Raw genomic sequence first — 26,814 nt, 5'->3', positions numbered from 1 at the left:
CCGGCTGTTTTCTATCGCAAGTGCCCGAGCCAGCGGCGAATAAGTTTTGCCAGCCGAACCGCGCGCGAACGCTCCGCTCGGGCGATGTCCGCCACAAGCCCTTCGATCGTCGCCTTGTTGCGCTCCATCTCGTGAGCAAAACGCACATGAAGTGCCGCCAGTTCATTCCTGAGCTGCGTTTGGTCGAGAAGCCGTGGTCCGGCTGGTTTCATGTGCATGAGCCAGGAACTGTAGAATTCTATCTGCGCTCGCCGGAATGCTTCGGAATCGATCACCGGATTCTGGACCACCTCGTCGATCACCGACTGGTAGATGCCTTCAAGGCGCGTGACCGTAAGATCGAGATCGGCTTCCCGTCTCACGCGCTGGCTTACGGACGCGGCATCTCGTGCGTCGTATAAGCCGATCGCCTCGATCAATCCGCTCAGGGTTGTTTCCCGGGTGAGCATTCCGACGCCGAAGTTGAGGCTCCGGCCCTGTTCGTAGGTTGCCGAGGTCACGAGACCGCCGAACCCGCGAGCATCAACGAGAACAACAGCCGCGCCGCCAGCCATGGCCTCCAGCGCCGTTCGCGCCGTGGCAAATACGATATCGGCGCTTGCCGCGAGGCGCTCGATATCATCGACCGGCCGGCCAACCCCGTGACCGTAGGCTTGAAACGTCAGTCCGCAGCGATCGCACGCCTCCTGGAGAAGGGTGGTGAGGCCGGCATGTTTTATAAGGGAAACAGCGCTGCCGGGTTTAGCCGGAAGCATGTCTCCGCGCTCAACGAAACGGCGCAGATCGACGGCATTCGGCAGAATGCCAACCTGTTCGGGGGGCACGCCATGTGACGCGACAAGGTTCGCGCGGCAGGTTTCATCCACGGCGAATAGCCGTCGGACCTGCGGAAAACGCGGAGGCTGATCGAACCAGGGATTTGTGCCGTGGCAAAGCGATACCACGGGGGCGCGTGGAAAGGCGAGTATTGCTTCAGCCGTGACCGGCATGTGTTGGCCATGGATGACGTCGGGCGGACGATCAATCTTCAGAAGGTTATCGACAACGGGAATTCCCCGGTCCGTCAGTTCCTTGGCGCGTTCTCCGATGGAGGGAGAATACACGGCGACTTCGTGCCCCCGTTCCGTCAAGCGCAGTGCGAAATCCCTGACAACGATCTCCGTACCGGTGCGCATCCCTAACTGAATGTTTGTAAAGAGAATGCGCAACAGGAAGCCTCTTACGGGATCGCGCGCTGCGAGGCGACGAGGTGGTGAATGATCCTTTCAACGTGATGCCAGCGGATAACGTCCTGATAAATTCCGTCCGCCAGCCGAGCCTCTCCGTAGGATTCGTATTTTGGCTTCGTTGAGGGAGGCCGGATAACATCCGCGATTGGAGGGGGCATAAAAAAGCGCTCCGTTCGCGCGTGACCTTCTTCCTCGATCTGCCTGATCTCGATCAATTCGAATTCGATGCCGGGATAGCTGTCGATCGCGGCAAGCTTTGCTTTCAGTTCGTCGTCAGAAAGGTTGAGCTCAAATGCAGGTTTGCCGCTGTCGCTGCATTCGGCCAACAGCGCCGGAACGACTTCATACTGCAGAACTTCAACCTTGTATCCCAGTGCACGGGACGCCCGTTCGGCAGCGAGCCGGCCAATGATATGGGTCAGATCATGGCTCACCGAATAGAGCTGCCATCCATCGACAACCAGTTGCTCGGTCCGGCTGGTGACCAGTATGTCGGCAAGCTTCTCCGTCCACTTTCGGAATGGCGTCGCGTCTCCCGCAAGAATCATTCCGTAGAGGTCGCGGTCAAGGACAGCCCCGAATAGCCTGGAGCATTGTCCGCCGGCACTTTCGACGATCCGGGCGGAAGCCTGCAGCCGTTTACGGTCGGTGCCGGATCTGGATCCGGTGGTCAGGATCATGCAAACCGGCTTTGCGCGAGATAACCAGCCATGCAGCCGCAACTCATGACCCGGATGCGCAACAAAAGCCGCGGAGCGGCGGTCGGGATTGTAGTTCTCAATCATACGACCCTGTATAACCATCGCACCGAAGGATCAAGTAACGCGTAGGGTGAAATGACGGAACAGAACGAAGCTCGAAGCGAGGCCGCAAGCTGAATGTCGCGGATTGTTCAAATCGTCCGGCAATTTGCGAGGGCAGGAATGAAGGCCGTCGGTACATCTGATGCGCTGGCTCATACGGGCTACGCGATCTGCACGATCCCGCGCTCGGGTAGCAATTTCCTGGGGCAACTGCTTGCGAGCACCGGATGCCTGGGGCGTCCGCTGGAATATTTCAATGGACCTGCAAGGCGGGTCCTTGATGATCCGACCTTTCCCGATGATCCATCTGAGCAGATGCTCAGGATCCGGACTTTGGGTGCGACGCCGAATGGCGTTTACGCGCTCAAGCTCTTTCCAAGCCAGCACGACCTTGTTCGTCCGCATGTGTCATGGACCGAGGCATTGCCAGATCTCCATTTCATTTATCTCGAAAGGCGTGACGTGCTCGGTCAGGCGATTTCCTGGGCGCGCGCTCAGCAAACCGGTCAGTACCGATCGACGCAGCCGCTACAAGCCGCTGCAACGTACGATTTGCAGCTGATACATGCCCGGCTACGGGATATCGCTCGGGAACAAGCGCGATGGACGGCGTTTTTTGCCAGGACGGGAATCAAACCGACGACATTGATCTATGAAAAGTTGATGGAGGACCCGCAAGAGGGTGTTCGCCGGATCGCGGATCTCTTTGGATACGCTGAAACAGCGGTAATTGATCCTTCCAAGATCAATCTCAAAATCCAGCGTGACGAGGTGATCGAGGATTGGCGCAAGCGGTTTGTGTCCGAAGCCGGAGATTCATCCTACATCGACTCATTCTGATCTCGTTGCGATGTGATCGTCGTTCCGGGGCAGGTGCGTTTGTTATTTCGCGGACTCGCGGCCTGACAAGCGAATGAGCTAGAATCCCGGGGACGATTCGCCGGGAGCTTTCATGAACGAGAACTTGATTTCCGTCTGCCAGATGTTCCTTATCCCCGCGACAATTCTGTTCGCAGCTGTTGGCGTAGCCAACAGTTCGGGTCTGAAACTGCTTGTCTGTTTCCTTGGTGTCGCCACAGCCGGACTGTGGATTTATCGCGTCTGGTACTGGGCGGGCTTGTCGCTGATGGATCGGAGAACAGCGTTGGGACTGGCCGGTCTCTATACGCTCGCGTGGGTGTTTACATTTCTGGTTCAACTCAAGAACATGTTCTCACGCGGATATGGCGGACGCTGATCCGCCGTTACGCGGGATACTGAAAAGCCATTGCAGCATCGACGGCGCGTGTCAGCAGATCGAGGTCGACTGTTGAGACGATCGGTTTTCCCGCGCGTTTGGTCGGCGCTTCCAGTGTATGAGACTGGCAAAAAACCAGAAAGTAGTTGAGCTGGAAAAGGGTGCTCAGATTGAGTGCCCAGCGCTCTGATCCGGGATAATAGTTGATGTACTTGGTAGCCATGAGATCGATCAGGGTCGATCCGGGTCTGGCAAAGGGCAGGTTTCCATACGCGGAGCCGTGCGCCGCGACAATAATATCCGCGCCATGGAGCAGGCTTACCTGATCCTCGAACGCGAGGTTGCCGGGTTCGACGATCGCGAATCCGAATCGCGTAAGTGCGCGAACCACCTCGTCTTCGTTGGCGATTGTTCGGTCCGAATAAGTGACCTGATTCCGCCGCGTCAGGTAAATCATCTTCTCAGATGAGGGGCGGATGGCTTGCAGAGGGCGGGCCAGCAACGGGCGAACTTCCGGAACAGGGCGAAAGCAATTTCGGGAGTCGATGGCCGTTGACAAAATCACTTCGCGGCAGACCGCGACGTCCTTCTTTATGATCTCCACATGCGATTTGATGTCGAATCCCGCAGCCGCGAGAATGCGCGGCCCCCAGGCTGGGAAAAACGATGGAAGCAATATCTTCGCCCGTCCCGACAGGATCACATCCCGCCATATCAACAGGGGGGCGAGGCAGTCGAAGATGAAATGACCATATGCGGGACTAGCGCGATGGAAGCAGTGAATGACGGGTTCCTCGACGATCTGCCTCGACGCTTGCAACGATAGTACGCGTGCAGTTTGAAGGCCCGGGTCGATGGCTTCGGCGATCGAGGCGGTTTCTTTCAGGACTCGCCCGGCCTTGTCGACGCAGACGCTCAGCTGGTCGTCGATGGACAAGTTGCTTATGCGGGCGAACTTTACGTCAGCGGATAGGTAGTTCCTGTCACCGAATATCCTCAGAACCTCGGAAGGGGAGGGCTCGTCGGTGCTTTGGAAAGTATCGAATGGGGTTGATCGCTGAACCTGACGGGGCACAAAAGAACAATGTCCGAGCTTCGAGGTCCACAAGACTTCATCCCGGGTTAGCGGCTGCCCCGCCCATTCGTCCACCGAGATGCTCGAGTAGCTCATCGAAATGGTTTCATGAGGGTGCGATAGACGGATCGTGCAACGGCGAATGCCACGGGATGTCCGCGCAAGCTCCGGTGCCCCCACAGCCTCAGACTTTCCATGCGATCGTTTCGCTTCTTGCGTTTCTTGAGCCGGGTGTTGCTTGTGAATCCATCACTCGGATTAGGCCGTCCGCGCTTTGCGCGATAGGTCGCATCCAGAAAGCCATAGCCGTACTTGATGTCTGGTTCGAGGTGGCAGCCTTCGGCCCATTCGTTCCATGCATTGATGAAAACCAGGCGGTCGTCGGGATCTCGCTCCGCCACTGTCTTCTCGCTGGCCTCGTTCAACCAGCGCTCGTAATTGTCGGGGGTGCCGTCCAGAACGATCAGTGGATTTTTTTTCCTGCGCGCAGTGTTGTCCCATGACGGGAAGAGGCCGCGGTAAACGCGCCGCTTGCGGTAGTTGTGGCTGAGATATTGCGTGGCGATGTCGTTGAACTTGAGTGCGATGGCTTCCGCCGTGCTTTCGATGCCGGGCAGGTCGCCGGCGTAGTTCTTCACCAGACAGTTGTGAGGCGGAAACTCGACGCCGGCATCGAAGCCGAAATGCTCAAAGCTGGTGTTGCCATGGGTGAGGGCCGCGACCAGATGAATCTCGCCGATCCCGTGTGCCCGGCAGAATTCCCGCCAGCGCCGGACCGTTGCGGCGGTATCTGGAATTTGCTGCGGCCGGTAGACCACCAGCAGAGGTTTTCCATCGACCCGCAGATAACGCCGATCCCTGAAGAACGGCAACAAGCTCTCGATAAAGTCGATATCGTTCTTGGGCGAATAGGTCTGCTCGATCAAAATCTGATGTTCGGATGCGTCCCACGCCCGCGTCCAGTTTTCATTCGCCCAGCAAAGGCAGAACTCGATATCGGCTTTCTTGTCGGCGAGAAACTCGTCGACCGGCCGCTCCAGCAGGCGGCGTCCGCCAAACCAGTAGTAGTGAAAACAGAACGCGTCGACGCCGTGGGCTTTGGCCTCCCGGATCTGCTGATGTTGTACACTCCGGTCCCGCAGATCGTAAAATCCGTTACTGGGCTGGTGAGGCTGGTAATGTCCCTCAAACAGCGGCCGGGCCTTGGTGGCGTTGGTCCATTCGGTAAACCCCTTACCCCACCACGCGTCGTTTTCAGGGATTGGATGGAATTGCGGAAGATAGAACGCGATGTACTTCAGCTTGTTTGCCTGACCGGCTACTTGTTCGGTCAGGACGATTCCTTTTCTCTCCGGATTTCGATCAATCGGTTCTGCGCGCACAACAACCTGATACACGTGCGCGTACTCGGTTGATTCGAATGCGTCCCGTTTCGATTGCGGTGTCCGTTCCCATCGCTCGGCGAACTCCGATTCCTCTGGGCGAACGACGACGAAGGCGACTTCCGTTATCTTGAGCCGCGCCTGTTCGAAGAGGCTCTGTATGTTCTTGATGCCGAAGAAACGAATGTGAGTCCGATCAAGCAGCCCCCAGTCCTGATACGCGAAATCGTTGTCGGCCAGGCAGGCCATTATGGCCGCATGGCCCACATGAGGTATTGATACAATCAGGCTGCCGGTGTCGTTGAGAAAATCGGCGGCCGATTTGAGTGTTGTCCAAGGATCGTAAAGATGTTCGAGGACATCCGCGATCACGATGGCATCGAATTTCGTGGCGCCGAGGGCAGCAGACCAGTTGGATTCATCAAGATTTGCGTGGATCACTTCCTTGCAGAAGCCTCGAAGTATTTCCACGCACTGGGAATCGCGTTCGATCGCTGTGACCTCGCAGCCGTTGCTCTCGGTCATCACACGCGAAATCGAGCCAGGCCCCGCGCCGATTTCAAGTACCTTTTTGTTGCTGCCAACAAAGCGCAGCACGTTCGCGGGTGCGGTGTTGCTGCCTTTGTCAATTTCGTAGCTATAAATATCGGCCGCCGAACTCATGCAGTTTCTCTTTCGAAGAGACTTCTAAAATCACGCAGTTGTCGGGTCTGCACAAATAGGGGGCTGTTCGCCGCGTTTGCGCAAATTGAGACGTCTCTGAATTCGGCTGTTCGCCAAATACTGCCCGAAAAATCCCCTGCCTTCAAAAAACATCTACGTAATTTGGGGAGAATAGCAAAAGAATTTCATGAAAACGATACTGATGTGGGGCGCCCCGGAAGCTGATGGGTGAACTAACCTTAATGAGATGCGTCTCGCCCATGGCTTTGCCCCTGCGCGAGATATACATGACCGGCGTGGTCTGTTAGTTTGGCGTCCATAATCCGGGTTCTACTGTTTACGTTTCAGCGTATTTTTTAAGAATAGCCGCGCTATGCCGATCGCGTCGAAACATGTTTGTATTCTGATGGGAGTGAAAAACGGGGAGAGGTTTCTCGGCGAGCAACTCCGGTCGATTCAGGAGCAAACCCATCGGGATTGGTCCATGGTCGCGTCTGACGACGGCTCATCGGATCGGTCCATCGAAGTCTTGCAAACGTTCGCCCGTGGCTGCACATCGCCGGTCGTTGTATGTTCGGGGCCGAGGGAAGGGTTCGCAGATAACTTCATGTCGCTTGCGCGAAACAAGGAGTTGCGCGCAGACTATTTTGCATTCAGCGATCAGGACGACATCTGGTCCGCGGACAAGCTCGAGCGTTCCCTTCGCTGGCTTGAATCGATATCTCCGGAGATTCCCGCGATATACTGCTCGCGAGCGGAATTGGTGGATCGGGAGGGACGCCATACTGGATTTTCGCCGTTGTTCAAAAGGCCCCCGTCCTTTCGGCATGCTTTGGTGCAGAACATCGCGAGCGGCAACACAATGGTGTTTAACAGGAGCGCAAAGCATCTGCTGGAGACAACGCCGAGCCTCAAGGTCAATTCTCATGACTGGTGGGGGTATCAGATCGTGACCGGTGCGGGAGGCGTTGTGTTCTATGATCCGGTGCCGACGATAAAGTACCGCCAGCATGGCGACAACGCCGTCGGACTGGAAACGACGCTGCGGTCCCGGTGGGGGCGCATCAGGGCAATTTTCTCGGGAGGTCTCAGCGCATTGACCGATTCAAACATTCAGGCGCTGCAGGCGTCGAGCTCGCATCTGACGAATGCAAGTCAGAAGGTCCTTGACGATTTTTCTGCGGCCCGGAACGCGTGGTTCGCTTCCCGCCTTTATGGTCTTTGGAAGTCCGGTGTGTACCGTCAGACACTGCCTGCGACGTGCACGCTTTGGTTCGCAGCAATTGCGCGAAAACTTTAGATGACGGTGTCGTCGATCATTTCCCAGGACAAAGTGCGCCCGATCCTGGTGACCGGGGGCGCCGGATTTATCGGGACCAATTTTATTTTCGATTGGCTGAAGGCCGAGAAGGCGCCGATCATCAATCTGGACAAGCTCACCTATGCCGGGAACCTCGATAATTTCAAGACGATCTCCTCGGATTCGAATCTTGAATTCGTTCATGGCGATATCGGTGACGCTGAACTGGTCAAAGCAATCCTGGAGCGCAACAAGCCGCAGGCGATCCTGAATTTCGCAGCGGAGTCCCATGTCGATCGTTCGATACATGGCCCGGGCGATTTCATCGATACGAATGTTGTTGGTACATTCAGGCTGCTGGAATGTGCGAGAGATTACTGGGAGCGGTTAAGGGGCGAAGAGGGACGGGAGTTCCGCTTCCTTCAGATATCGACGGACGAGGTATATGGATCGCTGCAGCCGTCACAGGACGCGTCCACGGAAGAAAATGCGTTCGTGCCGAACAGTCCCTACGCGGCTTCCAAGGCGGCTGCCGATCATCTCGTGCGGGCCTGGCATCGAACCTATGGACTTCCGGTCCTGACCACTAACTGCTCGAACAATTACGGACCGTATCAATTCCCGGAAAAGCTCATTCCGCTGATGATCAGCCACGCTTTGGGCGGTAAACAGCTGCCGATCTATGGTGACGGACTGCACAGCCGCGACTGGCTTTACGTTGCCGATCACTGCTCTGCGGTGAAGACGGTATTGCGGGGGGGCCGTGTCGGAGAAGTCTACAACATTGGAGGCCGGAACGAGAAAACCAACAAGGAAGTGGTTCTGGCGATTTGCGGCGTGCTAGATGCCGAGATCCCGCGTGCAGACGGGAAATCGTACGGCGAGCAGATCGCTTCGGTTCCGGACCGCCCGGGGCATGATCGCCGGTATGCGATGGATGCATCAAAGATCGTCAGCGAGTTGGGGTGGGCGCCACAGGAGACCTTTGAAACGGGTCTGCGCAAGACTGTGCGCTGGTATCTTTCCAATCATGACTGGCTGGCGGGGATCATGTCAGGCTCGTACCGCGACTGGATACAAAAGAACTACGGGGTTCGATGAAGACGATCCTGCTGTTCGGGAAAAATGGCCAGATCGGATCGGCGCTCCAAACGGTGTTGAGGACGCGCGGGGCTGTTGTCGCTCTTGATCGAACCACCTGTGATTTGTCCGACGTCGATCAGCTTCGGTCGATTATCGGTTCAGTCAAGCCCGACATCATTGTCAATGCGGCGGCATATACTGCGGTTGACCGCGCTGAAAGTGACAAGGATCTCTGCTTTCGCGTGAACTTGCTTGCGCCCGCGGTGATGGCGGAGGCGGCAAGCAGGCTCAACGCAGTTCTTGTGCATTACTCGACGGACTATGTCTTCAGCGGCGATAAGCCCTCGGCGTATCTGGAAGACGACCGGCCCGACCCGCTAAATGCATATGGCCGATCCAAGCTTGATGGTGATCAGGCAGTCCTGGCGTCGGGCTGCCGTAGTATCATTTTGCGCGTCGGCTGGGTTTACAGCGCGGCGGGGCAAAACTTCGCCAATACGATTTTGCAGCTCGCACGCAAGCAGGACAGGATCACCGTGGTCGCGGACCAATTTGGCGCACCGACATCGGCTAGATTCATCGCGGATACGACCGCGAACCTGATTGATCAGATCAATTCAGACAAGCCCCAGCGTTTCGGTGTGTTTCACCTGGCCGCGGCTGGCCGTGTGTCCTGGTACGGCTATGCGACGGAGCTGCTGCGTGAAGCCCGTCGGCTGAACTTCGGACTGGGAGCTGGTCCGGATGACGTCGTTCCGATTTCGTCTACCGAATACGCGACGGTCGCGCCCCGGCCGAGAAACAGTGTGCTGGATACCGGAAAGATCCGGCGAACTTTTTCTCTCGATATGCCGGAATGGCAAGTGGGGGTACGGCAACTGGTTCAAGAGTTGAGTAAAGAGCTGACATGACCAAGACACGAAAGGGCATCATCCTGGCAGGGGGGACAGGCACGCGATTGCACCCTGCCACGATCGCTGTCAGCAAGCAGCTGTTGCCTGTTTTCGACAAGCCGATGATCTATCATCCGCTGTCCGTTCTGATGCTGTCGAATATCCGTGATGTGCTGATCATTTCGACGCCTCAGGATCTGTCGCGGTTCGTGCAACTGCTCGATACCGGCGAGCAGTGGGGGATGAATTTCCAGTATGCTGTTCAGGAGAATCCAGACGGTCTGGCTCAGGCGATAACGATCGGCGCGTCGTTCATCGGAGAGGACGATGTTACCCTTATTCTTGGCGATAACATCTTCCATGGTCATGGTTTGCCCGAATTACTCACTCAGGCGTGCGCCCGGCAGAACTGCGCCACGGTGTTCGCATGTCACGTACCGGATCCGCAGCGTTACGGCGTTGTTGAATTCGATGCCGGCCGCCGTGCGGTTTCCCTGGAGGAAAAGCCGCTGTCGTCCCGGTCGAATTTTGCCGTAACAGGCCTCTATTTTTACGACAACGAGGTGATCAAGTTCGCGCGATCACTCACGCCGTCAGCGCGGTGCGAACTGGAAATTACCGATCTCAACCGGCTTTATCTTGAGCGGGGACGCTTGCATGTCGAGATCATCGGCCGGGGATTTGCGTGGTTCGATGCGGGGACTCATGAAACGCTCCTCCAGGCGGGGCAGTTTGTAGCGACTCTCGAGCAGCGTCAGGGTATGAAGATCGCATGTCCCGAGGAGATTGCCTTCTCGAAGGGCTGGATCAACGCCGAAAAACTTGATCAGTTAGCGGATGCACTAGGAAAGACAGGATACGGTCAGTATCTCAAGGGGCTTCTCGCCGACAGGTTCAGATTGTGAAGATTACGCCGACGCAAATTCCCGACGTGTTTGTTCTCGAGCCACAGATATACGAGGATGACCGGGGTTTTCTGTTTGAAAGCTTCAACAGCCAGCATTTTGCGAAATTGTTCGGGACCGGGATATCGTTCGTTCAGGATAATCAGTCATCGTCACGGCAGGGTGTCGTGCGTGGATTGCATTATCAGATAGCGCCGAAGGCCCAGGGCAAGCTCGTGCGGGTCGTGCAGGGGGAGATTTTCGACGTGGCCGTCGATATGCGGAAGAATTCCCCCTCTTTCGGACAATGGGTTGGGGATGTCCTGAGCGCCGCAAACCGGAAGCAGATATGGATCCCCGAGGGTTTTGCGCATGGATTCCAGGTCCTGAGCGCGACAGCCGATGTACTTTACAAGATCACAAACTACTGGTCTCCCGACTGCGAACGAAGCATCAGATGGGACGACCCTGTTCTCAACGTGAACTGGCCCGCGGCCATCACTGCTGTTTCGGAAAGAGACCGGACGGCGCGCAGCTTCGCTGACGCTGACTATTTTTAGGCCGGAGAGGAAATGAGGCCGTCGAAAACGGCCAGTACCTTGTCTTTTCCAGCGTCGTGAGAGAACTGCCGGATGAATGCGTCCTGTCCATTCGACGAAAGCTTTTGCCATAGAACCGGATCGCTGCAGGCAGCAATAATCTGATCGGCCATATCGTTTGGAGAGTCGGCGATGAGGATGGTTTCGTTGTGTACGAGCTGCATTCCCTCCGCCGCAATCGTGGTTGCAACCACAGGAACGCCATAGCTCAGACTCGTCACGATCTTCCCCTTGATCCCGCCTCCGAAGCGGAGCGGGGCGATGCTCAACCGGCATTCCGCAAACAGCGGCTGGAGATCCTCGACATAGCCACGCACATCGATATTGTCGCCAGCCAGATCCGATATCTCGCCGGGGATTTTTGAGCCGACGATCACGAAGCGCTCCTTGAAACCTTTCGCGAGCAGGTGTGGCCAGACTTCGCGCACGAACCAAAGTACGGCATCAGCATTCGGGGTGTGCCCGAAGCCTCCAATAAAAAGGATATCTTTTCGATCATTGAAACCACTGGACGGACGGAGCGTCGATTGCTGTTTGCCGCTCCGCCGCTTCGTCCATTTATCCTTGATCCATTCCATGATGTTGTTTGCCGCTGGCGCAGCGGGAATCTCGCGAAGGATCGGAATTTGATGGACGGGAGCGTCTGGCAAGAGCGATTTTAGCAGATCCTTCTCGTAGGTGCTCACAACGATCGTGGCGTCTGCCCGCTGGATGAGGCTGAGTTCGGTCGTGCGCATTTCGTCGGCCGAACGGATCTGGGAAGGATCACCGCTCAACGCGGCTTCGCGCTGCATTCGTAAAAAATGCAGATCGACGGGATGGAACACGATTCGGCTTTTTGACGCGGTCTTGCGGGCGAGGTCGAACAGATGCATCGCGACATGGGCGCGATAAAACAGTATGATGTCGTGACGGGGACCAAGAGTCTCGATGACGTTGAAGATCGACGGCCACTTGCGGGACGAAAGCGTATCAATTCCAAGCCGGCGGAGCGCTTTTGTATAGCGTCCGGCTTTCCGGAGATCGAATGGAGCGAAGGTGACCTTGTACCCGGATCGGGCCAGAATCTGGAGATAGGAGAAGGTGCTCGCCGATCCGCTGTCCTGATCGGGCGTTGGCGTTGAATGATCGACGATCAGAATTCTTCCGCGCACGTTGCTAAAGCCGGTCAATATTGAACAGCGGAATGGAGCTGTTCAGCACCTTGATTGCGTCGGGTTGATTTCTTCCGATCACCGCGAGATCCCACGTGTCGTCCGAGTGAATTTTCTGGACGGCGATCTTCGCCAGCCAGGGCGCAAGCCGGGACTTTCCGTCTCCTGTTGCAACAAGATCTGAATCATACACAGCCAGATCGTATCCGTCAGTCAGTAACTGTTGAGCGAGATCAGCCAGCGGACTTTGCCGGATATCGTCTGTATTGGCCTTGAAACTCAGGCCAACAAGCAGGATGCGTGAGCGGGGCGGGGCGCGTCTCTTGATCTCGGCGATCAGGAAGTCAGTGTGAGCCTGATTGCTCGCAACAATATGATCGATAATAGGCGCGCTAATTCCCGACACCTTCATATGGTGAGCAAGCGCCTGAATGTCCTTCGACAGGCAGGGGCCGCCGAATGCGCCGCCGGGCCGCAGATACGCGGCTGAAAGATTCAGCTTTGTGTCCATGCAGAAAAGCTGGAACAGCTCCGATGGGCTGATGCCGGAGCTGGCGGCGAGGCGGCCCACTTCATTGGCGAAGCAGACCTTCAAGGCATGAAAACTGTTGTCGGCGAATTTAATCAGCTCGGCAGTCTCTAGAGACGTTGCGACGATGGGAGCATCAATGCCCGCGTACAACTCCTTGAGCTTGTCGGCAGTTCCGGGGCTCTGTTCGCCGATGACAATTCTCGCCGGCGCGAAATAATCCGCCAGAGCGCACCCCTCGCGCATGAATTCGGGATGGTAGGCAACGTTGTAACGCCGGCCCGATGGCTCGCCGATAGCTGCAAGGAGCGCAGGCATGACCGTCGTGGTCATTGTGCCGGGCAGCATTGTGCTTCGGAACACCAGCAAAATTGGCTGTAAATCGGGCGCCCTCAGCCGAACGGCTTCACCCAGGGTCTGGGACGCGGTGCGCAGGTCCTCAAGGTCCAGACTGCCGTCGGGCAATCCGCCGGTGCCGACACAGATGAAGGCAACGTCGGCTTCTGCGATATCGTTCAAACCTGCTGCTATGGACAGCCGGCCTTCTGCGTGGCCCGCGGCAATAATCTCACCAATGTCCGGCTCTCGAAATGGGGCGAGGCCGCGCCCGAGAACATCGCAGACGGCGGCGTTGTTATCCACTCCAATCACGGTGTGGCCTTCCCGTAAAAGGGCCGCCGCAGTCACAACGCCGACATGCCCAAGACCGCAAACCACAATACGCATCAGTTGCCTTCGTACGAATTATTCAATGGGAATCTTTTCAAATGCCGACGACATTGTCGGGTCGGGAAAATTATGTTCGTATTTTGGATGTTTAGTGATTTGAGCTCTGCCCAATAAGCGTTCTCCTGATCGGATCAGCGCCGCGCAGATGCAGATGGACTATCAAATCGAAGCCGATTGGCTTCTTTGGAACACCTGCAATTATCGCTGCGAGTATTGCTTTTTTCACCGGAAATTCTTGGCGATAAATTGAGAACTCGTCACCGCACAGGAGCGGCAGCAGGCTTCGATTCAACAGGATATCGGTGGCTTCTCCATATGACGGGTGGCGAGCCCGGCATCTATCCACAGTTCGTAGAGCTTTGCGAGGCCCTGACCGAGCGTCATTTTTACTTCGGTCAATTGCGATGAGGATTTTTCCGGACGCGCAACCCTCGCGCACCGGCAGTTATTTGAAACCGGGCGCTTGTTTTTTGCTCTGGGAGCGGATTTCAGCCGGCTTGCGGTTCGGCGGGCGACGGATCGCTATCGCAACTTGCCCCGCGCGGCGACGGGAAGAATACCCACGATCTCGTCGCCGCGAACCATCACGACCTCATCCGCCATATTGACCACCACACAGACGTGATTCGGGACAATGCGAACGACGTCGCCCACAGCCGGACGCGTATTGCTCTTTGTCAGGTCGAGAAAGCCGTGCTCCTCCGCGAAGCGGGCGATCCTGGCTTCCGGGTGCTCCAGGATCAGGCCATAGCCATCGAGGCCGCCTGTGTCGGCGGTCAGGGTTTTCGAACCAGCATCGAGAATGCCGCGATCCGGCCCTGCGCGGCTGACAACGGTGGAATAGACGTGCAGGGCACAGTCGTCCCACGTGGCAACGCCTGCCGCGACCTGCATGCGGTCATTGTAGATGTACGTTCCCGGCCGGTGCTCGGTGGCGCCCCTTAACTGCCCGACGTTCTTGAGATTAGGTGATCCGCCGGTCGACACAATGGCCGGATCGAGGCCCAGTTGGCGCAGGCCGCTCAGGGCTTCGTCGTAGAATCCCTGCGCCTCGCTCCAACCTGTCTCGGTTGGATACATCAGGAGGCCCGCAAACGAAACACCCGGGGTATTCTGGATCTGGTCAGCGAGATTGATGGCTTCTGCCGGTGTCTCGACACCGGCGCGCTTGCGCCCGGTGTCGCACTCGATCACGACTGGCAGGGCGCGCCCCGCGGCCGCCGCAGCAGCCGGTAAACCGGCGATGACGACCGGGTTGTCTGCCGCGACGGTGACACTGGTCTTCGCCAGGAGGGCGCCAAGGCGCGCCATCTTTTCATCGCCGATCAGGTTGTAGCTGATGAGGATGTCGTCGATCCCGCCCTCGGCCATCACTTCGGCTTCGCCCAGCTTCTGGCAGGTAATGCCTTTTGCGCCGGCCTTGATCTGAAGGTGGGCGAGCATTGGACTTTTATGAGTCTTGATGTGCGGCCTGTTAGCGACGCCTGCATCGTCGCAGATTTTCTGAATACGCGCGATGTTGCGCTCCACGCGATCCATATCGATGACAAGTGCTGGCGTTCCGTATTCGCGGGCGATTTTTGCGGCAAGCGGGCTGGTCAACGGGCTTTCCTTCCTGGCGGCGCGTGAAATCCGGTGGTCTCATCGAAATCACGCTGATTTCAACTTTGCCCGTATAAGAGGCCGTTTCACAAGAGATTGATCCGGTCAGGAAACCTTGCTTGTCCAAATTCACCCTTATTCCGGTCCGATGATATGGAACCGTTGTTGCTCCTGCGAAGTTAGGCAGGCGTTCCGGATTTCCGCTCCCGTTCACTTCCGGGACGGATCTGTCCAAATGTGAGGTGCAATGTTTTTGTTTGAATCAATCAGCCGGCGACTGGCCGTGGCCGCTGTTTTGGGACTGTCATTTGTCTCCGTGGAAACGATGGCGCAATCGGCGCAACCATTCGCCGGCATGTCCGGTGTGTGGTCGGGGAAGGGCTCCATATCCCTCGAAGGCGGGGCGAAGGAGGCTATCCGATGCCGGGCGACCTATGCCGTGAGAAGCGACGGCAATGCCCTCCAGCAGACGCTGCGTTGTGCCAGCGACAGCTACAAGATCGAACTCACAAGCAATGTCGTGTCCGATGGCGGCAGGCTGACCGGCACCTGGAGTGAATCGACCCGCAATGTCAGCGGTGACGTCCAGGGCACGACGTCCGGCGGGCGATTTCAGGTCGTGGTGAGCGCGGGCACGTTTTCGGCAGACCTCGTGCTGACCACCCGCGGAAACTCCCAATCGGTTGTCATCCGTTCGGCGGGCGGGGAATTCAAGGGCGCCAACATCACGCTCACACGTACCTAAGCGGGCGTGTTGGCATAGGCGAAGGTGGCGTCAGAACCAGATCGGCCTGCCTCTGAAGAAGACGTGGCGTTTGACTAATGCCGCCATTCGAATATCCCCCGTCGCCGGAAATCGATCTGCATTCGGCAGGACGGTCGCAGACTTCGATTTGTCGATGATCGAATTGCACCCGTAGATGCTAGTGTCGATCTTTTCGCAGTCGGGTGCTTCTGAATAATAGTCGTCGAAGACGACGACCTTTGAGTGCTTCACGGCATCGTAGTCGAGCGCAATGGTCTGGACGCGGTGGTCGCCATCGATAAAGACGAATTCTGCGCGGACGTCGTGGGAGTGGAGTGTTTCAGCGGTCGTTCCCTGAAGGAGCCGGTATTGAAAACCGGGGTATTGTGAATTGATTTCGTCGAAGCGCGCGGCAACGCGTTCTTTTGCGAATGCTCCCTTCCCATTGAATACTTGCTTGTGAAATTCGGCATCCTTGGTGTCAAACACGTCATAACCCGTATAGGCAACAACGGGGTTATGGCGAAGCGCTTCTCTGCACAGCAGCACGCCCCGATCACCCTGATTTGTTCCGATCTCTACAATTGAGCGGGGCTTGTAGAGGGCAACGAGACTTAGAAGCTGGTCGTAGCGCATTGTGAACTTACTTCTTCAGCATTCGAGTTCTGTATCCGGGATAGGAAAGATGGCTGGCTATCTACTGATGCTTCATATCCGGTCTCGGCGGCAGGATCATACCCGCGGCGATGCCCACAGCCAGTACATAGAGCCAACCCTGATAAAAATCGGTGAGATGCGAGTTGAACACTGAACTCAGCACATTTTGCACGACCGCGGTGAGACCGATCCATGCGATGACGCCGCTGCCGCGAAATGTCAGCAGATGCAGGATCCACATGGCGTAAAGCGCGATGGCTCCCAGAAGGCCCCACTGAATCGCAAACAGAAGTGTTTGATTGTGCGGGTTGCCAATTGCAGACGCGCCGGCCTGCTTTGGAGCATCGCGGGTCAGCAGGACTTTGGCTGATCCTGTCCCGTGACCGATTATCGGTGCGGTTTTGAAGAGTTCGATTGACTTGCTCCACAACTCCAACCGCTGCCCAACTGATGTCGTTCCTTGTTCCTTCTGAGCAACGCGATACTCGCTGAATGCGGCAGATACCTTGTGCTGGAGGTTTGGAGAGATCGACCAAAGTCCGGCGATGGCAACGAGCAGAGCAGGGCATGCGATCCAGAAGTGGCTTGGCTTCAGGTAGCGATATGCAAACAGAACAGCGAGGATGGGAGAATAGACCAGCGCGGTTCGCGATACGTTGACAAAGGCAAGATTGGTCAAGAGTGCGATAGCGATGATTGCTGTCAAAGCGGCGATCACCCGCTGTCCGCGGCGGAACGATTCAATTGCAATGGCGGCGAGCGCGAATGCGCAAAATGCGAAGCCCTGGCTCTGGTCGATGTAATTCTTGACCGGAACGCCAGGCTGGTCCGACTTGTAGTGAATAGACAGTCCCGGCCAGTACAGCGCTATCCACGAGTACAGCATGAGAACGGTGCACGATGCGACAAAGGCGTAGAAGACATATCTGCCACGATCGGACTGGCTGAAGTAGTAGATCAGTATCGGTATGCCCAGGAGTTTCGCCATGGGAGTCAGCCCGCGAAACCTGTCAGGCCAGGAAAGATCATCTGCCCAAAAGACGCCAAGCACCGCAATAAGGCACAGAGCCAGCGCGGCCGCGCTCGCGGGGTGCTTCAGGGACTGAAACAATGCCGCCGGTCTTACCGTGCTGAGAAAACCAAGCAGAAAGATCAGCCCACAGATCGACGCGAAAGATGTTGACCAGGGCAATCCGGCGGCCGCAATAATTGCGAAATTTTCCGTACCTTTCCGCCGAGCAGCCTGTGCGGCTGGCCGATTGGGTCCGATCCAAACGAAGAAGCCGATCCAGACATCGGCCAATTCTCGCTTTATTGCGGCGTACATTACCCCTCGACGGCGCTGTTTTTTGGTGCGGACGGCGGAAAATATGCGATATAGCTCAAGATGATAACCCCATCAGGCGGCAGCTGCCGCTTTCGAATCGGACTGTACCCGGAAGTTGGATGAGCGCAATCGACGGCTATATCGTGCGAACGACGTTGCTGGCGTTCCTGTTGATTCTCGTCTCCCTGACGGGCGTCATCTGGATCACCCAGGCGTTGCGCGGCATCGATTTGATGACCGGGCAGGGCCAGTCGATACTGGTCTTTCTCGGCGTGACAGGCTTGGCTATTCCGCTCCTGGCGATGATCATCGCGCCCATCGCCCTGCTGATTGCGGTGATGCATACGCTCAACAGGCTCGCGACCGACTCGGAAATCATCGTGATGAACGCAGCCGGTCTTTCGCCCGGAAGGCTGCTGCGGCCGTTCATGTACGCGACGTGTGTGGTCAGTCTGCTGGTCGCCTTTCTGTCGATTTATTTTGCGCCGGAATGCTTGCGAGCCTTGCGGCGATGGCAGACCGAGATCGGTGCCGACGTCCTCACCAATATTCTGCGGCCTGGTGAATTTCAGAGGCTCGGCCCGCTGACGATCCGCATTCAGGGGCGGCAGCCGGGAGGACTTCTGGTCGGGATTTTCATCGACGACCAGCGCAATCCGGCAGAACGCATCGATATTCTTGCGGACCGGGGCACGGTTCAGAAGAACGAGCGAGGCTCCTTCCTGATCCTTCAGGACGGCAACCTGCAACGATTTGAGACAGGCAAGAAGGATCCGGCGCTCGTTGCGTTCAACAGCTATGCTTTCGACCTGTCGCAGTTTTCCAATGTCGTTCAGAACGTGACTTATGGTCCGCGCGAGAGGTCGATCCGAGACCTGATATCGCCACCGCCTGACGATCCGATCTTCAAGCGGGTCCCCGGCGAATTCCGGGCCGAACTGCATGACCGGATTTTCGCGCCAATCTATCCGTTTGTCTTCATCCTGATGGCGTTCGCCATCCTTGGCGCCCCGCGCACCACGCGGCAAAATCGCAACTTCGCCATAGCAGTTCTTGTGGTCGGAATTCTGGTGCTGCGTATCGCGGGGTTCGGGCTCTCGACGGTGTCCACATCGAAGCCGCTCGCTATTCCAGCTCAGTACCTCTTGCTGGCAATCGTCAGTGCGGGAAGTCTCTGGATGATTTTGCGGGGCGTGATCATTGATGCGCCGGCAAACCTGCTGGGTGTGGTCAACAATCTTTTGAACCGGGTCGCGGCATTGCGGACGAGATGACTCCGGCGCTTCGGCGGGCGATTGAACTTGGGTGAGGCATGGCAATTCTGGTTACCGGTGGCGCTGGTTACATCGGAAGTCACATGGTGCGTGAGCTTTGCGACAACGGCGAAAATGTTGTCGTGCTCGATAATCTCTCGACGGGTTTTCGAAACGCTATTCCTGAATCCGTTCCTTTTGTTTTAGGGGATGTCGCGGACAGTGCGCTCGTCAACCGGATACTGACGGACCACTCTGTTTCGACAGTTATTCATTTTGCCGGGTCGGCGGTTGTCACGGACTCGATGACCGATCCCCTGGGTTATTACGCCAACAACACCTGCGCCTCTCGTTCGCTGATCGAGGCGGCTGTCAGGAACAACGTCCGTCATTTTATCTTTTCATCCACTGCAGCCATCTACGGAGGAGCCGGCGGTTACAGCATTTCGGAAGATGTTCCGACATCGCCAATTACGCCATACGGCTGGTCAAAGCTGATGACGGAAATCATGCTTCAGGATGCTGGCGCCGCACATGGATTGAAGTACGCGATCCTTAGGTATTTCAACGTGGCCGGGGCAGATCCGCTTATGCGGACCGGTCAGTCGACCCCCGGCGCAACCCACCTCATTAAGGTCGCGGTTCAGGCTGCTCTCGGCATCAGACCTCGGTTGGAGGTTTTTGGAACGCAGTTTCCGACGAGCGACGGCTCGTGCATTCGCGATTATATCCACGTCACCGATCTGGTCCGGGCTCATTCCGATGCGGTCGCTTATCTGCGCGGCGGCGGGGAGTCAGCAATCCTGAATTGCGGATATGGGCGAGGATTTTCCGTGTTTGATGTGGTTCGCACAGTCCAGGCCGTCTCGAAGTCGACATTTCCCGTTGTTCACGCGGCCCCACGCAAGGGTGACGCGATCGTGGTGGTGGCTGCGTCCGAAAAGATAAGGAATGTTCTGGGATGGTCGCCGCGATTTGATGATCTGGAGACGATCGTCGCCCATTCGTATGCCTGGGAACGAAAGCTGACGGGGCGATGAATCGTGGGGGTGCCATGCGCCCTGCGGCGCTAGTCGCGTAACGTGGCTGGGCGATTTGTCTCGGTATGGGGCGGGGCGTTGTCCTGAACCGAAGAGAGAGCGATCAAGCGCACGATCTCGGTGTTCTGTTCAGACATCGCGCGAATTCGCAGATGAAGATTTAGCACAGCGACCAGCGTCACGACGATAAAACAGTACAGGATGAGGTCGGCACCGCGTCCGACGCCGACGGCATGCGCCGCGATGTTCGTGAGGTCCGGAAGAAGCACCATCACAATTCCGGCGACTGCAATTGTCGTAATAACGCCCCCAACCAAGCGGGAGCGCCGCCACTGTGAAAGCGAATACGCGAATATTCCCAAAAAGCAGAGAACCAGAATTCCCTGAAAAATCACCTGTACATCCTCCGAACGAGTAAATCTTTCAGGATGCTGACGGCTCCGACCATGCGCTGGCCTTTGGCCATGGAATAGTCGGTGTAGATGATGGTGCAGGGCGCTTCGGTGTAGCGGAGGCCCAACTTGCTGATCAATTCCAGAATTTCCGAAGCGTGCGCCATACGGTTCTGGCGGATGCGGATTTTTCTGGCGGCATTCGCGCTAAAGACGCGCAGGCCGTTATGGGTGTCGCTGATTTCGAGGCCGGTTGTTACCCGCGTGTAAAGCGTTGCCAGTTTTAGAAGCAGCCGCTTGCTCAATTGCATTCCGACCGTATGCCCAAGGAACCGGGACGCCAGGACGACGTCGAAGCGTCCGCTATCAAGGATCTTGACCATGTCGGCCGCATCGATCGGCCGGTGTTGACCGTCGGCATCGAACGTTACGATATGATCGGCTCCCCGAGACAGCGCGTAGTCGATGCCGGTCTGAAGAGCCGCGCCTTGTCCGAGATTCACCGGATGCCGGCAGACGGTCGCACCGGCATTTCTGGCGTTGATTGAGGTCTTGTCCGATGAACAATCGTCGACAACGATGATGTTCGAAAAATACTGACGCGCTGCCGCAACGGTATCGCCGACAACAGCTTCCTCGTTGAATGCGGGAACGACGAGCCACGTGGTGTCGAAGGTCACCGTGAGTAATCCGCTGGCTGAAATTTCGGTCGAGATCGAGGCGAGAATATAAACCCTGCAACTGCAAATACGTTTCCGCCGGACCGATGTCAAATGAGGCCGTGAGGAGCGGGCCCGTGCGGGACCATCAGGAACCGAGCAGCCGGCGGCAACGCTGAACGATGGTGTTCAATCCTCGAAGTGGGGCGGTTATGCGCCACGAAAAGCTGGCGAGGGTTTTCTCGTTCAGGTCGGCCAGACGCCCGATTTCCGACCGCAGCACGGTTCTTTCGGAACTGTATTCTGCGTTCAGGATGGCGATTTGCTCCTCCATCGCGGCGTTCTGCCGTCCAAGGAGTTCATTATGTGCGACTGCGTCCGAGATATCCTGCTTCAGCCCGGCAATGGTGGCCTCCTGCTCCTGCGTCTGTAAGGCCAGTACGCCGGCATGTTGATCGATTTGCCAGGCTTGCAGTTCAGCGGCTTCGCGCTTCAGGCGCTCATCGAGCAACAGTGAGTCGACCAGTGCCGCATCGATCGGGAAGCGCCCGCTCATGCTCCTGGGCTTTGTGATGCAGTCAGAGTAGGCGTGCAGGGTATCGCGGACATGGTCTGACCAGGCTGGAATGCCGGCAGCTTCCCGGGACGATTGCCTGTGCCGGCCAAATGCATCGGCTATCTTCTGGCCGATCTCATTGATGTCGTGAGGATCACAGTAGCCGACCGCGTCGCCAAAGTGCTCCCTGAGGTTCGGCTGGTTGCTCAGAATGACATTTTTTCCCGCCGCAAGTGCTTCCAGCCCCGAGAGTGGCGTTCCTTCGGCCCAGCTCGGTAACGCAACGACAGATGCCGCCGAGAGTACCGACGGGAGGAGGCCGGACTCGTTCGAGACCCGGCCGAGGAAGTGAACGTCCGGTCCGCCGAATTTTCTGATGAGGTCTGCGTACTTTTCATCAGCGATGTCCCCGGCAAGCACGAGGGGTAGTCCGTGTTGGCGTGCTGCGACCGCCAGCATCAGTTGATTTTTCCGGGTTTCGATACGTCCGATGCAGAGAACGAACTGTTCCGGAACTGCCGGGAAGGTGCTTCGGAACAGTGAGGAGTCAACCTGACCGGCTGCCGAAGGTATGGCTGCGTTCCGAACGAGCGACCCGTTCACGGGCTTTCCCGCAATGACTTCCAGGTTCGCCTTTTCTTCTTCGCTCAGGAAGGCGATGTGATCGGCGAGGCCGAGCATAACGCGCACCTGATCATAAAAACCTGAAACAGGCTCGGGCCGCTCCGAGAATGGAATTTTCAGGAAAGACTCGTACTCGTCTTTGAATGAGAGCAACTCTGCATCCGGTGGAACTGGGTCCATCGCGTTTTCAAAAATCGCGATCAGCTTCTGATTCCATAAGTGGCGGGCGGACAGATCAATGAAGATCGGAGAAAACAGAATACGTGCTCCGCGCGTTCGGAGCGATCGGAGTGTTGCGATCGCTTCGGCCGGCTCCCAGACGTTGAAAACGTGAGCGATCTCCGATCTGCCGACGTCGTCAGGCGTTGCCATGCGGGCGTCAAGGCCTTGCTCGCGCAGCGTCTTCGCCAGCTCCGGAACACGCGTTGAGGGGCCGCCGGCGAAATAGCTCTCGGCTTGATGAAGAATGAGGGCGACCTTGCCAAGGTCGTAAGGTTTCGATGCTGGTTTTGCGCGCGCCTTTTTAGGCGTGACGATCTCGCCCGGAAATTTATCGGCAATCAGTTTTCGGAAGGCGGTGTCATGCTCGTTGGCAAAGCGGTCCCAAGTCTGACCCAGAACCGGGAGGCGCGCCGCTACCTTCGCTGCAACAAGGTTGGTGAGAACGCGTCGGAGGTCAGTTGAACTGCCTGTGGCAAAGGGGATGTGAGGATAGTCGGGTATCCAGCCGACATCCGGTGCGATAATCGGCGTGCCGCACGCAAGCGCCTCGATCGCGCTCATCGGTCCGCCTTCATAAAGCGAGGGGACCAGAATGTAATCCATGTTGCGGTAGAACTCCGGCATCTCGCCTGGTGCAAGCTCGAGGCCGGGGCGGGGCCATCCGGAGCTGGTGAAGTACCACTCAATTTCAGGGATATTGAGCACGTCGGCTACGATATGCTCGCCTTTTCTCTGCGTATGATACGTCCTTCCAACGACACCGATCCGAAGTTTTGGTGAAAACTCGGCGAGATCGACGCCGGGTTTGATGACGACCGAGTTGGTGAAACCTTTTGCTTCCAGCAGCGCATGATATCGCTTCGACATGCAGACGTTCAGGTCGACGGAGTGCGCAGTCTGAAAGAACAGCTCCCGGGCGTCGGCGTGCTCTTCGAGGTGAGTGAGAAACGCAACCTCCAGTTTTGAAACTCGATCCTTCCGGGCGCCATATGTCATGTAGTACTGGATGGTGGCGAGGGGATTTTCCTCAAGATCGTAGGTAACGTAATCAAGCCGCTCGGCGAGCTGCCGCGCGCACTGTTCCAGTATCCAGCCCTTGTCCGAAAGTTTGATGTGAACCGAGAGCATCATATCCGTTATTCTTGCTAGCCGCCGTTAGCCGTAGGAATTTTCTGACAGCATGGCGGGGATATATGGAGGATCCGGCGGCCCAGCCGAATGCCTGGCAATCAGACCAGCGGCGCGAGCCGCCTGTCAGTGACGTTCGTTATTGAGCAGGCCAACCATCATTCCGTGCATTCTTCGCGCAAGCGTCGACCATGAATGATCCCGCAGCCACGTATCGGACGCGTTGATCACTTTCATTCGCGATGCCGGATTTTGAAGGAAATCGATCACCCCGTCAGCGATGCTTGCTGCATCGTTGCCGCGAAGCCGATGGACTGCGTTACCCAGATCTTCGAAAATCCGCACAGGCGTCACTACAACGGGGCGTCTGCTCGAAAGGGCGGTGCGAGCGGCTGCGCTCGATGCTTCTGTTGTCTCCTGGTACGGCAGCACGACGATATCGCAGTCGGCCAAGAGCCGGACCGATGTTTCCTGAGGCTGAAACTCCGTATGCCATTCGATCGATGCCGCGATTCCAAGATTCTTCGCGATTTTTCGGCATCGCTCGATTTCCTGGGCCGAGACCGGGTCCGGATACTCCGCCATGACAAGGCGAAGGATTGCGTCTGGCCAGACGTTTAGAACCTCCGGCATTGCCTCGATAAGCAGGCTCGTTCCCTTGTGAGGAAAGAAAAATCCATAGCTCCCGATCAGTGGCTTCTCGAGCTTGCTTCGCATGGCCCTGGGCTCGATGCCCTCCAGCAGTTCCACGCCTTGAGGAAACAGCGTGACATTCTCGGTCAGGCCCGCGGCCTTCAGCAGATTCAGATCGTATATGGTATGAACCAGGACGCGATCGGCCGACTTCAGGATACTTGAAGCGTCCTGAAGATAAGTCCCCCCGGAATGCGCGATGTGCTTCACGTTATGCAGCGTCACGACCCGCCGCAGGTTTTTCAGCGCCGGATCTGCAAAAATTTTCTCGACTACGGCCATCGGAACGAAGGCTGGATGCCACTGGAATACGACGGTATTGGCGCCGGACACCGCGATCTGATCGATGATCCCTTTCGCCGCTCCGAGGTCGCCCAGCTTCCAGGCTGGAATGACAGGCTCGCCGTTCCTGGTTTTGCCAGGGGCTGACCGTTCATCGCAGATAATCGTGATCTTGTCGGTATGCTCGCCAAGCGCCTTGACGAGATGCCGGGAATATTCGGCAATGCCGTATTGAACATCAAAGGTTGAAATCCACGCGATCCTTGTTTCAGAATGAGCTTCGTAACCAAGAAGCTGGCTTGCTATGGTCTCCAGTCGGCTTGAAAATGATGAGGGATCGAACCAGGGCGAAACCGTTGCCCATTTGTCGGCCTCGTGGCCGTTGCCAGTTTTCCGTCGATTCCTGATTTCGTTGAACGCTTCACGCAGTTTTCGCCGCAAGTCTGCTGTATTTGGTTCGATCCATGTTGATCCGTTGGTTGCCAGGTGGCTTTCCGATTGGGAAAAACGATAGTCGATCAGGCTGGCGTTGGCTTCGTTGATGAAGTCCATGTGGCCGCCGTGTCCCGTTACGATGAGCCGCAGCCCCCCAGCCAGAGCTTCCGCAGCCGGCAGGTTCAAGCCTTCTCCGCGGGTAGGAAGCACGACCACGTCGGCTTGCCCGTAAAGCGCGAGCAGTTCGTCTTCGCTGAGATCGGTGTTGATGAACGTGATTGGTGCGTCCCGCACCGGTGTCTGGGCTCGCTCCGACAGGATGTTTTCCACCTCGTTGTGAGGATTTGGAAACCCCTTGATCACCAGCCGAACCGGATCGGTTGAATCAAATTCCTTTGTGTAGGCGTCGATAAGAATATCGACACCTTTACGCGGGAAGCATGAAGAGACGTGAAGGAAGACAACTTCCAGCTTGAAATTGTCGACGGATCCAGCGGCCTTTCGTTCGGCAATTTTCCGGAAACGGTCAAATTTCGAAGGATGCTGTACGACGCGGACTGGCAACCTGACGCCCGAATCGATCAAGGCCTTTTCAACCGTTTTCGTCGGCGCGAGAACGGCGTCATATCCTGCGTTAATCGCCTGAACCATCTCATCCGGAAACAGGCCTTCTTCCCAAAAGATCAACAGTGCCTTGAGGTCGTATTCTTCTTTCGGGACGAACAGAGGGTAGTGCTGCACGATGGCGACGCGCTGTGTACCCTGTGGAATTTTCTGTTCGGATGGTTGTGCGGAAAATACCCCGTTGAATTGTCCAACGGTGATCAAGCGAGCGGCGGCACGGCTATGGTCGCTCAAGCTGCGATAGATCGCCCGGTTGACCTCTGAAAGGCTGTAATTGCCTATTGTATGGCCAATTACATCAAACGTGATGTTGAGCTCCGGGGTAGGGAGGACAGCTGCAACCGGAGCTGCTTGCGACGGATGGAGTTGAATGCGGACGTTCGACGCCTTTCGTTTGATCCGGCGTAGGGTGGTGTTCAGGAAGCGCAGGGGGCTCGTGATCTTCCAGGACAGGCTGCTTTGGAGACGCAGGGTCTCCGCGTAGTACGTATGAGCGAGTTGCTCCCAGAGTCTTGCTACGGTGGCGCGATCTTCAGCTTCTTCGATCTTGATGCGAAGCTGGCGCAAAGCAGCTTCCATTTCCTCGATCTGGCGCCGCAGACGCTCCGCTTCAGAACCGCGAATGGACATTTTTCCCCAAAACGTAATCGTCTTTACGAAGCTTCCTTGAACTCTTGAATAGGCGAAAGCGGGGTTGAATTAAACCTCCCTCCGTCCGGGAAATTCTTCATATTGTGACGGTTTGAAACCCATGAATTTCATGAGCTGGCCCGCGCGGCCGGACCGCAAGGTGCTCTTTCAGCGCGATTTGCGGAATGCTGTTTGATTCGAGAAGAATTCTCTATTTTCTGGCCATGAGCGATGCCGGACGGACGCATTGCCCACTCAACCGTAAACGCGCAAAAGTACTGATCTTCGCGGGGAGATTGTTTATACAGGGGGAGTCGTTTGGGGTAGCCTTAGGGGCTTCTAAAAATTGTTAGCGTTTTCAATGGGTTTTGCCCATTTGGAAGTG

General features: G+C 56.7%; 23 protein-coding genes. 10 read left to right on the top strand and 13 right to left on the bottom strand.

Annotation, left to right across the window (positions count from 1 at the left end; translation table 11 throughout):
* Window positions 1-11: 11 nt before the first annotated feature.
* Together AC1Q67_RS01125 and AC1Q67_RS01120 are read right to left on the bottom strand one after the other, a co-directional pair.
* On the bottom strand, window positions 12-1,175 hold the full coding sequence (locus AC1Q67_RS01125) for a glycosyltransferase (RefSeq protein ID WP_492235501.1): 1,164 nt from the start codon (window positions 1,173-1,175) through the stop codon (window positions 12-14).
* Between the two features lie 44 nt (window positions 1,176-1,219).
* Complete coding sequence (locus tag AC1Q67_RS01120) at window positions 1,220-2,014, bottom strand: hypothetical protein (protein ID WP_492235502.1); 795 nt, start codon at window positions 2,012-2,014, stop codon at window positions 1,220-1,222.
* Between the two features lie 138 nt (window positions 2,015-2,152).
* On the opposite strand from AC1Q67_RS01120, the gene AC1Q67_RS01115 reads away from it, so the two are divergent.
* Together AC1Q67_RS01115 and AC1Q67_RS01110 are read left to right on the top strand one after the other, a co-directional pair.
* Window positions 2,153-2,872, top strand: coding sequence for a Stf0 family sulfotransferase (locus AC1Q67_RS01115; protein ID WP_492235503.1), 720 nt, complete (start codon window positions 2,153-2,155; stop codon window positions 2,870-2,872).
* A gap of 112 nt (window positions 2,873-2,984) precedes the next feature.
* Complete coding sequence (locus tag AC1Q67_RS01110; RefSeq protein WP_492235504.1) at window positions 2,985-3,269, top strand: hypothetical protein; 285 nt, start codon at window positions 2,985-2,987, stop codon at window positions 3,267-3,269.
* Between the two features lie 7 nt (window positions 3,270-3,276).
* Here the strand turns inward: AC1Q67_RS01110 and AC1Q67_RS01105 are convergent, their stop codons facing one another.
* Both AC1Q67_RS01105 and AC1Q67_RS01100 read right to left on the bottom strand, forming a co-directional pair.
* Window positions 3,277-4,206 (bottom strand): glycosyltransferase family 61 protein, encoded by a 930-nt coding sequence (locus tag AC1Q67_RS01105; protein ID WP_492238137.1) that lies wholly within the window; start codon window positions 4,204-4,206, stop codon window positions 3,277-3,279.
* A 230-nt stretch (window positions 4,207-4,436) separates the two neighbouring features.
* Entirely contained in the window at window positions 4,437-6,389 is a 1,953-nt protein-coding gene (locus AC1Q67_RS01100) for a glycoside hydrolase family 99-like domain-containing protein (protein WP_492235506.1), read from the bottom strand.
* Window positions 6,390-6,762: 373 nt separating this feature from the next.
* Here AC1Q67_RS01100 and AC1Q67_RS01095 point away from each other — a divergent pair, with 373 nt between their 5' ends.
* The 5 genes from AC1Q67_RS01095 to rfbC are packed head-to-tail and all read left to right on the top strand — an operon-like array spanning window position 6,763 to window position 11,109.
* Complete coding sequence (locus AC1Q67_RS01095) at window positions 6,763-7,689, top strand: glycosyltransferase family 2 protein (RefSeq protein ID WP_492235507.1); 927 nt, start codon at window positions 6,763-6,765, stop codon at window positions 7,687-7,689.
* Window positions 7,690-8,790, top strand: a complete 1,101-nt coding sequence (gene rfbB, locus AC1Q67_RS01090; protein ID WP_492235508.1) for a dTDP-glucose 4,6-dehydratase — start codon at window positions 7,690-7,692, stop codon at window positions 8,788-8,790.
* Window positions 8,787-9,683, top strand: coding sequence for a dTDP-4-dehydrorhamnose reductase (rfbD, locus tag AC1Q67_RS01085; protein ID WP_492235509.1), 897 nt, complete (start codon window positions 8,787-8,789; stop codon window positions 9,681-9,683). The genes rfbB and rfbD overlap by 4 nt, the downstream gene beginning before the upstream one ends.
* Window positions 9,680-10,570, top strand: a complete 891-nt coding sequence (rfbA, locus tag AC1Q67_RS01080; RefSeq protein ID WP_492235510.1) for a glucose-1-phosphate thymidylyltransferase RfbA — start codon at window positions 9,680-9,682, stop codon at window positions 10,568-10,570. Before rfbD ends, rfbA begins: the two co-directional genes overlap by 4 nt.
* On the top strand, window positions 10,567-11,109 hold the full coding sequence (gene rfbC, locus AC1Q67_RS01075) for a dTDP-4-dehydrorhamnose 3,5-epimerase (protein WP_492235511.1): 543 nt from the start codon (window positions 10,567-10,569) through the stop codon (window positions 11,107-11,109). The genes rfbA and rfbC overlap by 4 nt, the downstream gene beginning before the upstream one ends.
* On the opposite strand, the gene AC1Q67_RS01070 is transcribed toward rfbC, so the two are convergent.
* The 3 genes from AC1Q67_RS01070 to AC1Q67_RS01060 all read right to left on the bottom strand — a co-directional run bounded on the left by AC1Q67_RS01070 (window position 11,106) and on the right by AC1Q67_RS01060 (window position 15,162).
* Window positions 11,106-12,023, bottom strand: coding sequence for a glycosyltransferase (locus AC1Q67_RS01070; protein ID WP_492235512.1), 918 nt, complete (start codon window positions 12,021-12,023; stop codon window positions 11,106-11,108). The genes rfbC and AC1Q67_RS01070 overlap by 4 nt on opposite strands.
* Window positions 12,024-12,306: 283 nt before the next feature.
* On the bottom strand, window positions 12,307-13,557 hold the full coding sequence (locus tag AC1Q67_RS01065; RefSeq protein WP_492235513.1) for a nucleotide sugar dehydrogenase: 1,251 nt from the start codon (window positions 13,555-13,557) through the stop codon (window positions 12,307-12,309).
* Window positions 13,558-14,082: 525 nt separating this feature from the next.
* Window positions 14,083-15,162 carry a D-TA family PLP-dependent enzyme gene (locus AC1Q67_RS01060; RefSeq protein WP_492235514.1) on the bottom strand — a complete coding sequence of 360 codons (1,080 nt, stop codon included), beginning with the start codon at window positions 15,160-15,162 and terminating at the stop codon, window positions 14,083-14,085.
* Window positions 15,163-15,409: 247 nt separating this feature from the next.
* Between AC1Q67_RS01060 and AC1Q67_RS01055 the strand changes: the two genes are divergently transcribed.
* Entirely contained in the window at window positions 15,410-15,907 is a 498-nt protein-coding gene (locus AC1Q67_RS01055) for a hypothetical protein (protein WP_024575208.1), read from the top strand.
* A 30-nt stretch (window positions 15,908-15,937) separates the two neighbouring features.
* Here the strand turns inward: AC1Q67_RS01055 and AC1Q67_RS01050 are convergent, their stop codons facing one another.
* Window positions 15,938-16,543, bottom strand: coding sequence for a class I SAM-dependent methyltransferase (locus tag AC1Q67_RS01050; RefSeq protein ID WP_492235515.1), 606 nt, complete (start codon window positions 16,541-16,543; stop codon window positions 15,938-15,940).
* A gap of 61 nt (window positions 16,544-16,604) precedes the next feature.
* Window positions 16,605-17,891 carry an O-antigen ligase family protein gene (locus AC1Q67_RS01045; protein WP_492235516.1) on the bottom strand — a complete coding sequence of 429 codons (1,287 nt, stop codon included), beginning with the start codon at window positions 17,889-17,891 and terminating at the stop codon, window positions 16,605-16,607.
* 119 nt (window positions 17,892-18,010) lie between these two features.
* Between AC1Q67_RS01045 and lptF the strand changes: the two genes are divergently transcribed.
* Both lptF and galE read left to right on the top strand, forming a co-directional pair.
* Window positions 18,011-19,165: an LPS export ABC transporter permease LptF gene (gene lptF / locus AC1Q67_RS01040; protein ID WP_492235517.1), complete on the top strand. Its 1,155-nt coding sequence runs from the start codon at window positions 18,011-18,013 to the stop codon at window positions 19,163-19,165.
* A gap of 38 nt (window positions 19,166-19,203) precedes the next feature.
* Window positions 19,204-20,184 carry a UDP-glucose 4-epimerase GalE gene (gene galE, locus AC1Q67_RS01035; RefSeq protein WP_492235518.1) on the top strand — a complete coding sequence of 327 codons (981 nt, stop codon included), beginning with the start codon at window positions 19,204-19,206 and terminating at the stop codon, window positions 20,182-20,184.
* Window positions 20,185-20,213: 29 nt separating this feature from the next.
* Here the strand turns inward: galE and AC1Q67_RS01030 are convergent, their stop codons facing one another.
* From AC1Q67_RS01030 to AC1Q67_RS01015, 4 genes are all read right to left on the bottom strand, one after another.
* The gene (locus tag AC1Q67_RS01030; protein ID WP_492235519.1) at window positions 20,214-20,579 is read right to left on the bottom strand and encodes a DUF2304 domain-containing protein; all 366 of its coding nucleotides are present in this window, start codon (window positions 20,577-20,579) and stop codon (window positions 20,214-20,216) included.
* A complete protein-coding gene (locus AC1Q67_RS01025) occupies window positions 20,576-21,256 on the bottom strand; it encodes a glycosyltransferase family 2 protein (RefSeq protein ID WP_492235520.1) in 681 nt (226 codons plus the stop codon). Before AC1Q67_RS01025 ends, AC1Q67_RS01030 begins: the two co-directional genes overlap by 4 nt.
* A gap of 127 nt (window positions 21,257-21,383) precedes the next feature.
* A complete protein-coding gene (locus tag AC1Q67_RS01020) occupies window positions 21,384-23,768 on the bottom strand; it encodes a glycosyltransferase (RefSeq protein ID WP_492235521.1) in 2,385 nt (794 codons plus the stop codon).
* A 123-nt stretch (window positions 23,769-23,891) separates the two neighbouring features.
* A complete protein-coding gene (locus tag AC1Q67_RS01015) occupies window positions 23,892-26,429 on the bottom strand; it encodes a glycosyltransferase (RefSeq protein WP_492235522.1) in 2,538 nt (845 codons plus the stop codon).
* Window positions 26,430-26,814: the final 385 nt, after the last annotated feature.

The organism is Afipia sp. GW823-FHT06G09 (assembly GCF_058794875.1).
Note: the sequence above shows the minus strand (reverse complement) of the source record. Positions and strands in the feature narration are given on the sequence as shown.

Excerpts from the sequence above, each read along its gene's own strand:
- AC1Q67_RS01125 (WP_492235501.1), bottom strand. The coding sequence starts at position 1,175 with ATGCGCACCGGTACGGAGATCGTTGTCAGGGATTTCGCACTGCGCTTG.
- AC1Q67_RS01120 (WP_492235502.1), bottom strand. The coding sequence starts at position 2,014 with ATGATTGAGAACTACAATCCCGACCGCCGCTCCGCGGCTTTTGTTGCG.
- AC1Q67_RS01115 (WP_492235503.1), top strand. The coding sequence starts at position 2,153 with ATGAAGGCCGTCGGTACATCTGATGCGCTGGCTCATACGGGCTACGCG.
- AC1Q67_RS01110 (WP_492235504.1), top strand. The coding sequence starts at position 2,985 with ATGAACGAGAACTTGATTTCCGTCTGCCAGATGTTCCTTATCCCCGCG.
- AC1Q67_RS01100 (WP_492235506.1), bottom strand. The coding sequence starts at position 6,389 with ATGAGTTCGGCGGCCGATATTTATAGCTACGAAATTGACAAAGGCAGC.
- AC1Q67_RS01095 (WP_492235507.1), top strand. The coding sequence starts at position 6,763 with ATGCCGATCGCGTCGAAACATGTTTGTATTCTGATGGGAGTGAAAAAC.
- rfbB (WP_492235508.1), top strand. The coding sequence starts at position 7,690 with ATGACGGTGTCGTCGATCATTTCCCAGGACAAAGTGCGCCCGATCCTG.
- rfbD (WP_492235509.1), top strand. The coding sequence starts at position 8,787 with ATGAAGACGATCCTGCTGTTCGGGAAAAATGGCCAGATCGGATCGGCG.
- rfbA (WP_492235510.1), top strand. The coding sequence starts at position 9,680 with ATGACCAAGACACGAAAGGGCATCATCCTGGCAGGGGGGACAGGCACG.
- AC1Q67_RS01070 (WP_492235512.1), bottom strand. The coding sequence starts at position 12,023 with ATGCATCTGTTCGACCTCGCCCGCAAGACCGCGTCAAAAAGCCGAATC.
- AC1Q67_RS01065 (WP_492235513.1), bottom strand. The coding sequence starts at position 13,557 with ATGCGTATTGTGGTTTGCGGTCTTGGGCATGTCGGCGTTGTGACTGCG.
- AC1Q67_RS01055 (WP_024575208.1), top strand. The coding sequence starts at position 15,410 with ATGTTTTTGTTTGAATCAATCAGCCGGCGACTGGCCGTGGCCGCTGTT.
- AC1Q67_RS01050 (WP_492235515.1), bottom strand. The coding sequence starts at position 16,543 with ATGCGCTACGACCAGCTTCTAAGTCTCGTTGCCCTCTACAAGCCCCGC.
- AC1Q67_RS01045 (WP_492235516.1), bottom strand. The coding sequence starts at position 17,891 with ATGTACGCCGCAATAAAGCGAGAATTGGCCGATGTCTGGATCGGCTTC.
- lptF (WP_492235517.1), top strand. The coding sequence starts at position 18,011 with ATGAGCGCAATCGACGGCTATATCGTGCGAACGACGTTGCTGGCGTTC.
- galE (WP_492235518.1), top strand. The coding sequence starts at position 19,204 with ATGGCAATTCTGGTTACCGGTGGCGCTGGTTACATCGGAAGTCACATG.
- AC1Q67_RS01020 (WP_492235521.1), bottom strand. The coding sequence starts at position 23,768 with ATGATGCTCTCGGTTCACATCAAACTTTCGGACAAGGGCTGGATACTG.
- AC1Q67_RS01015 (WP_492235522.1), bottom strand. The coding sequence starts at position 26,429 with ATGTCCATTCGCGGTTCTGAAGCGGAGCGTCTGCGGCGCCAGATCGAG.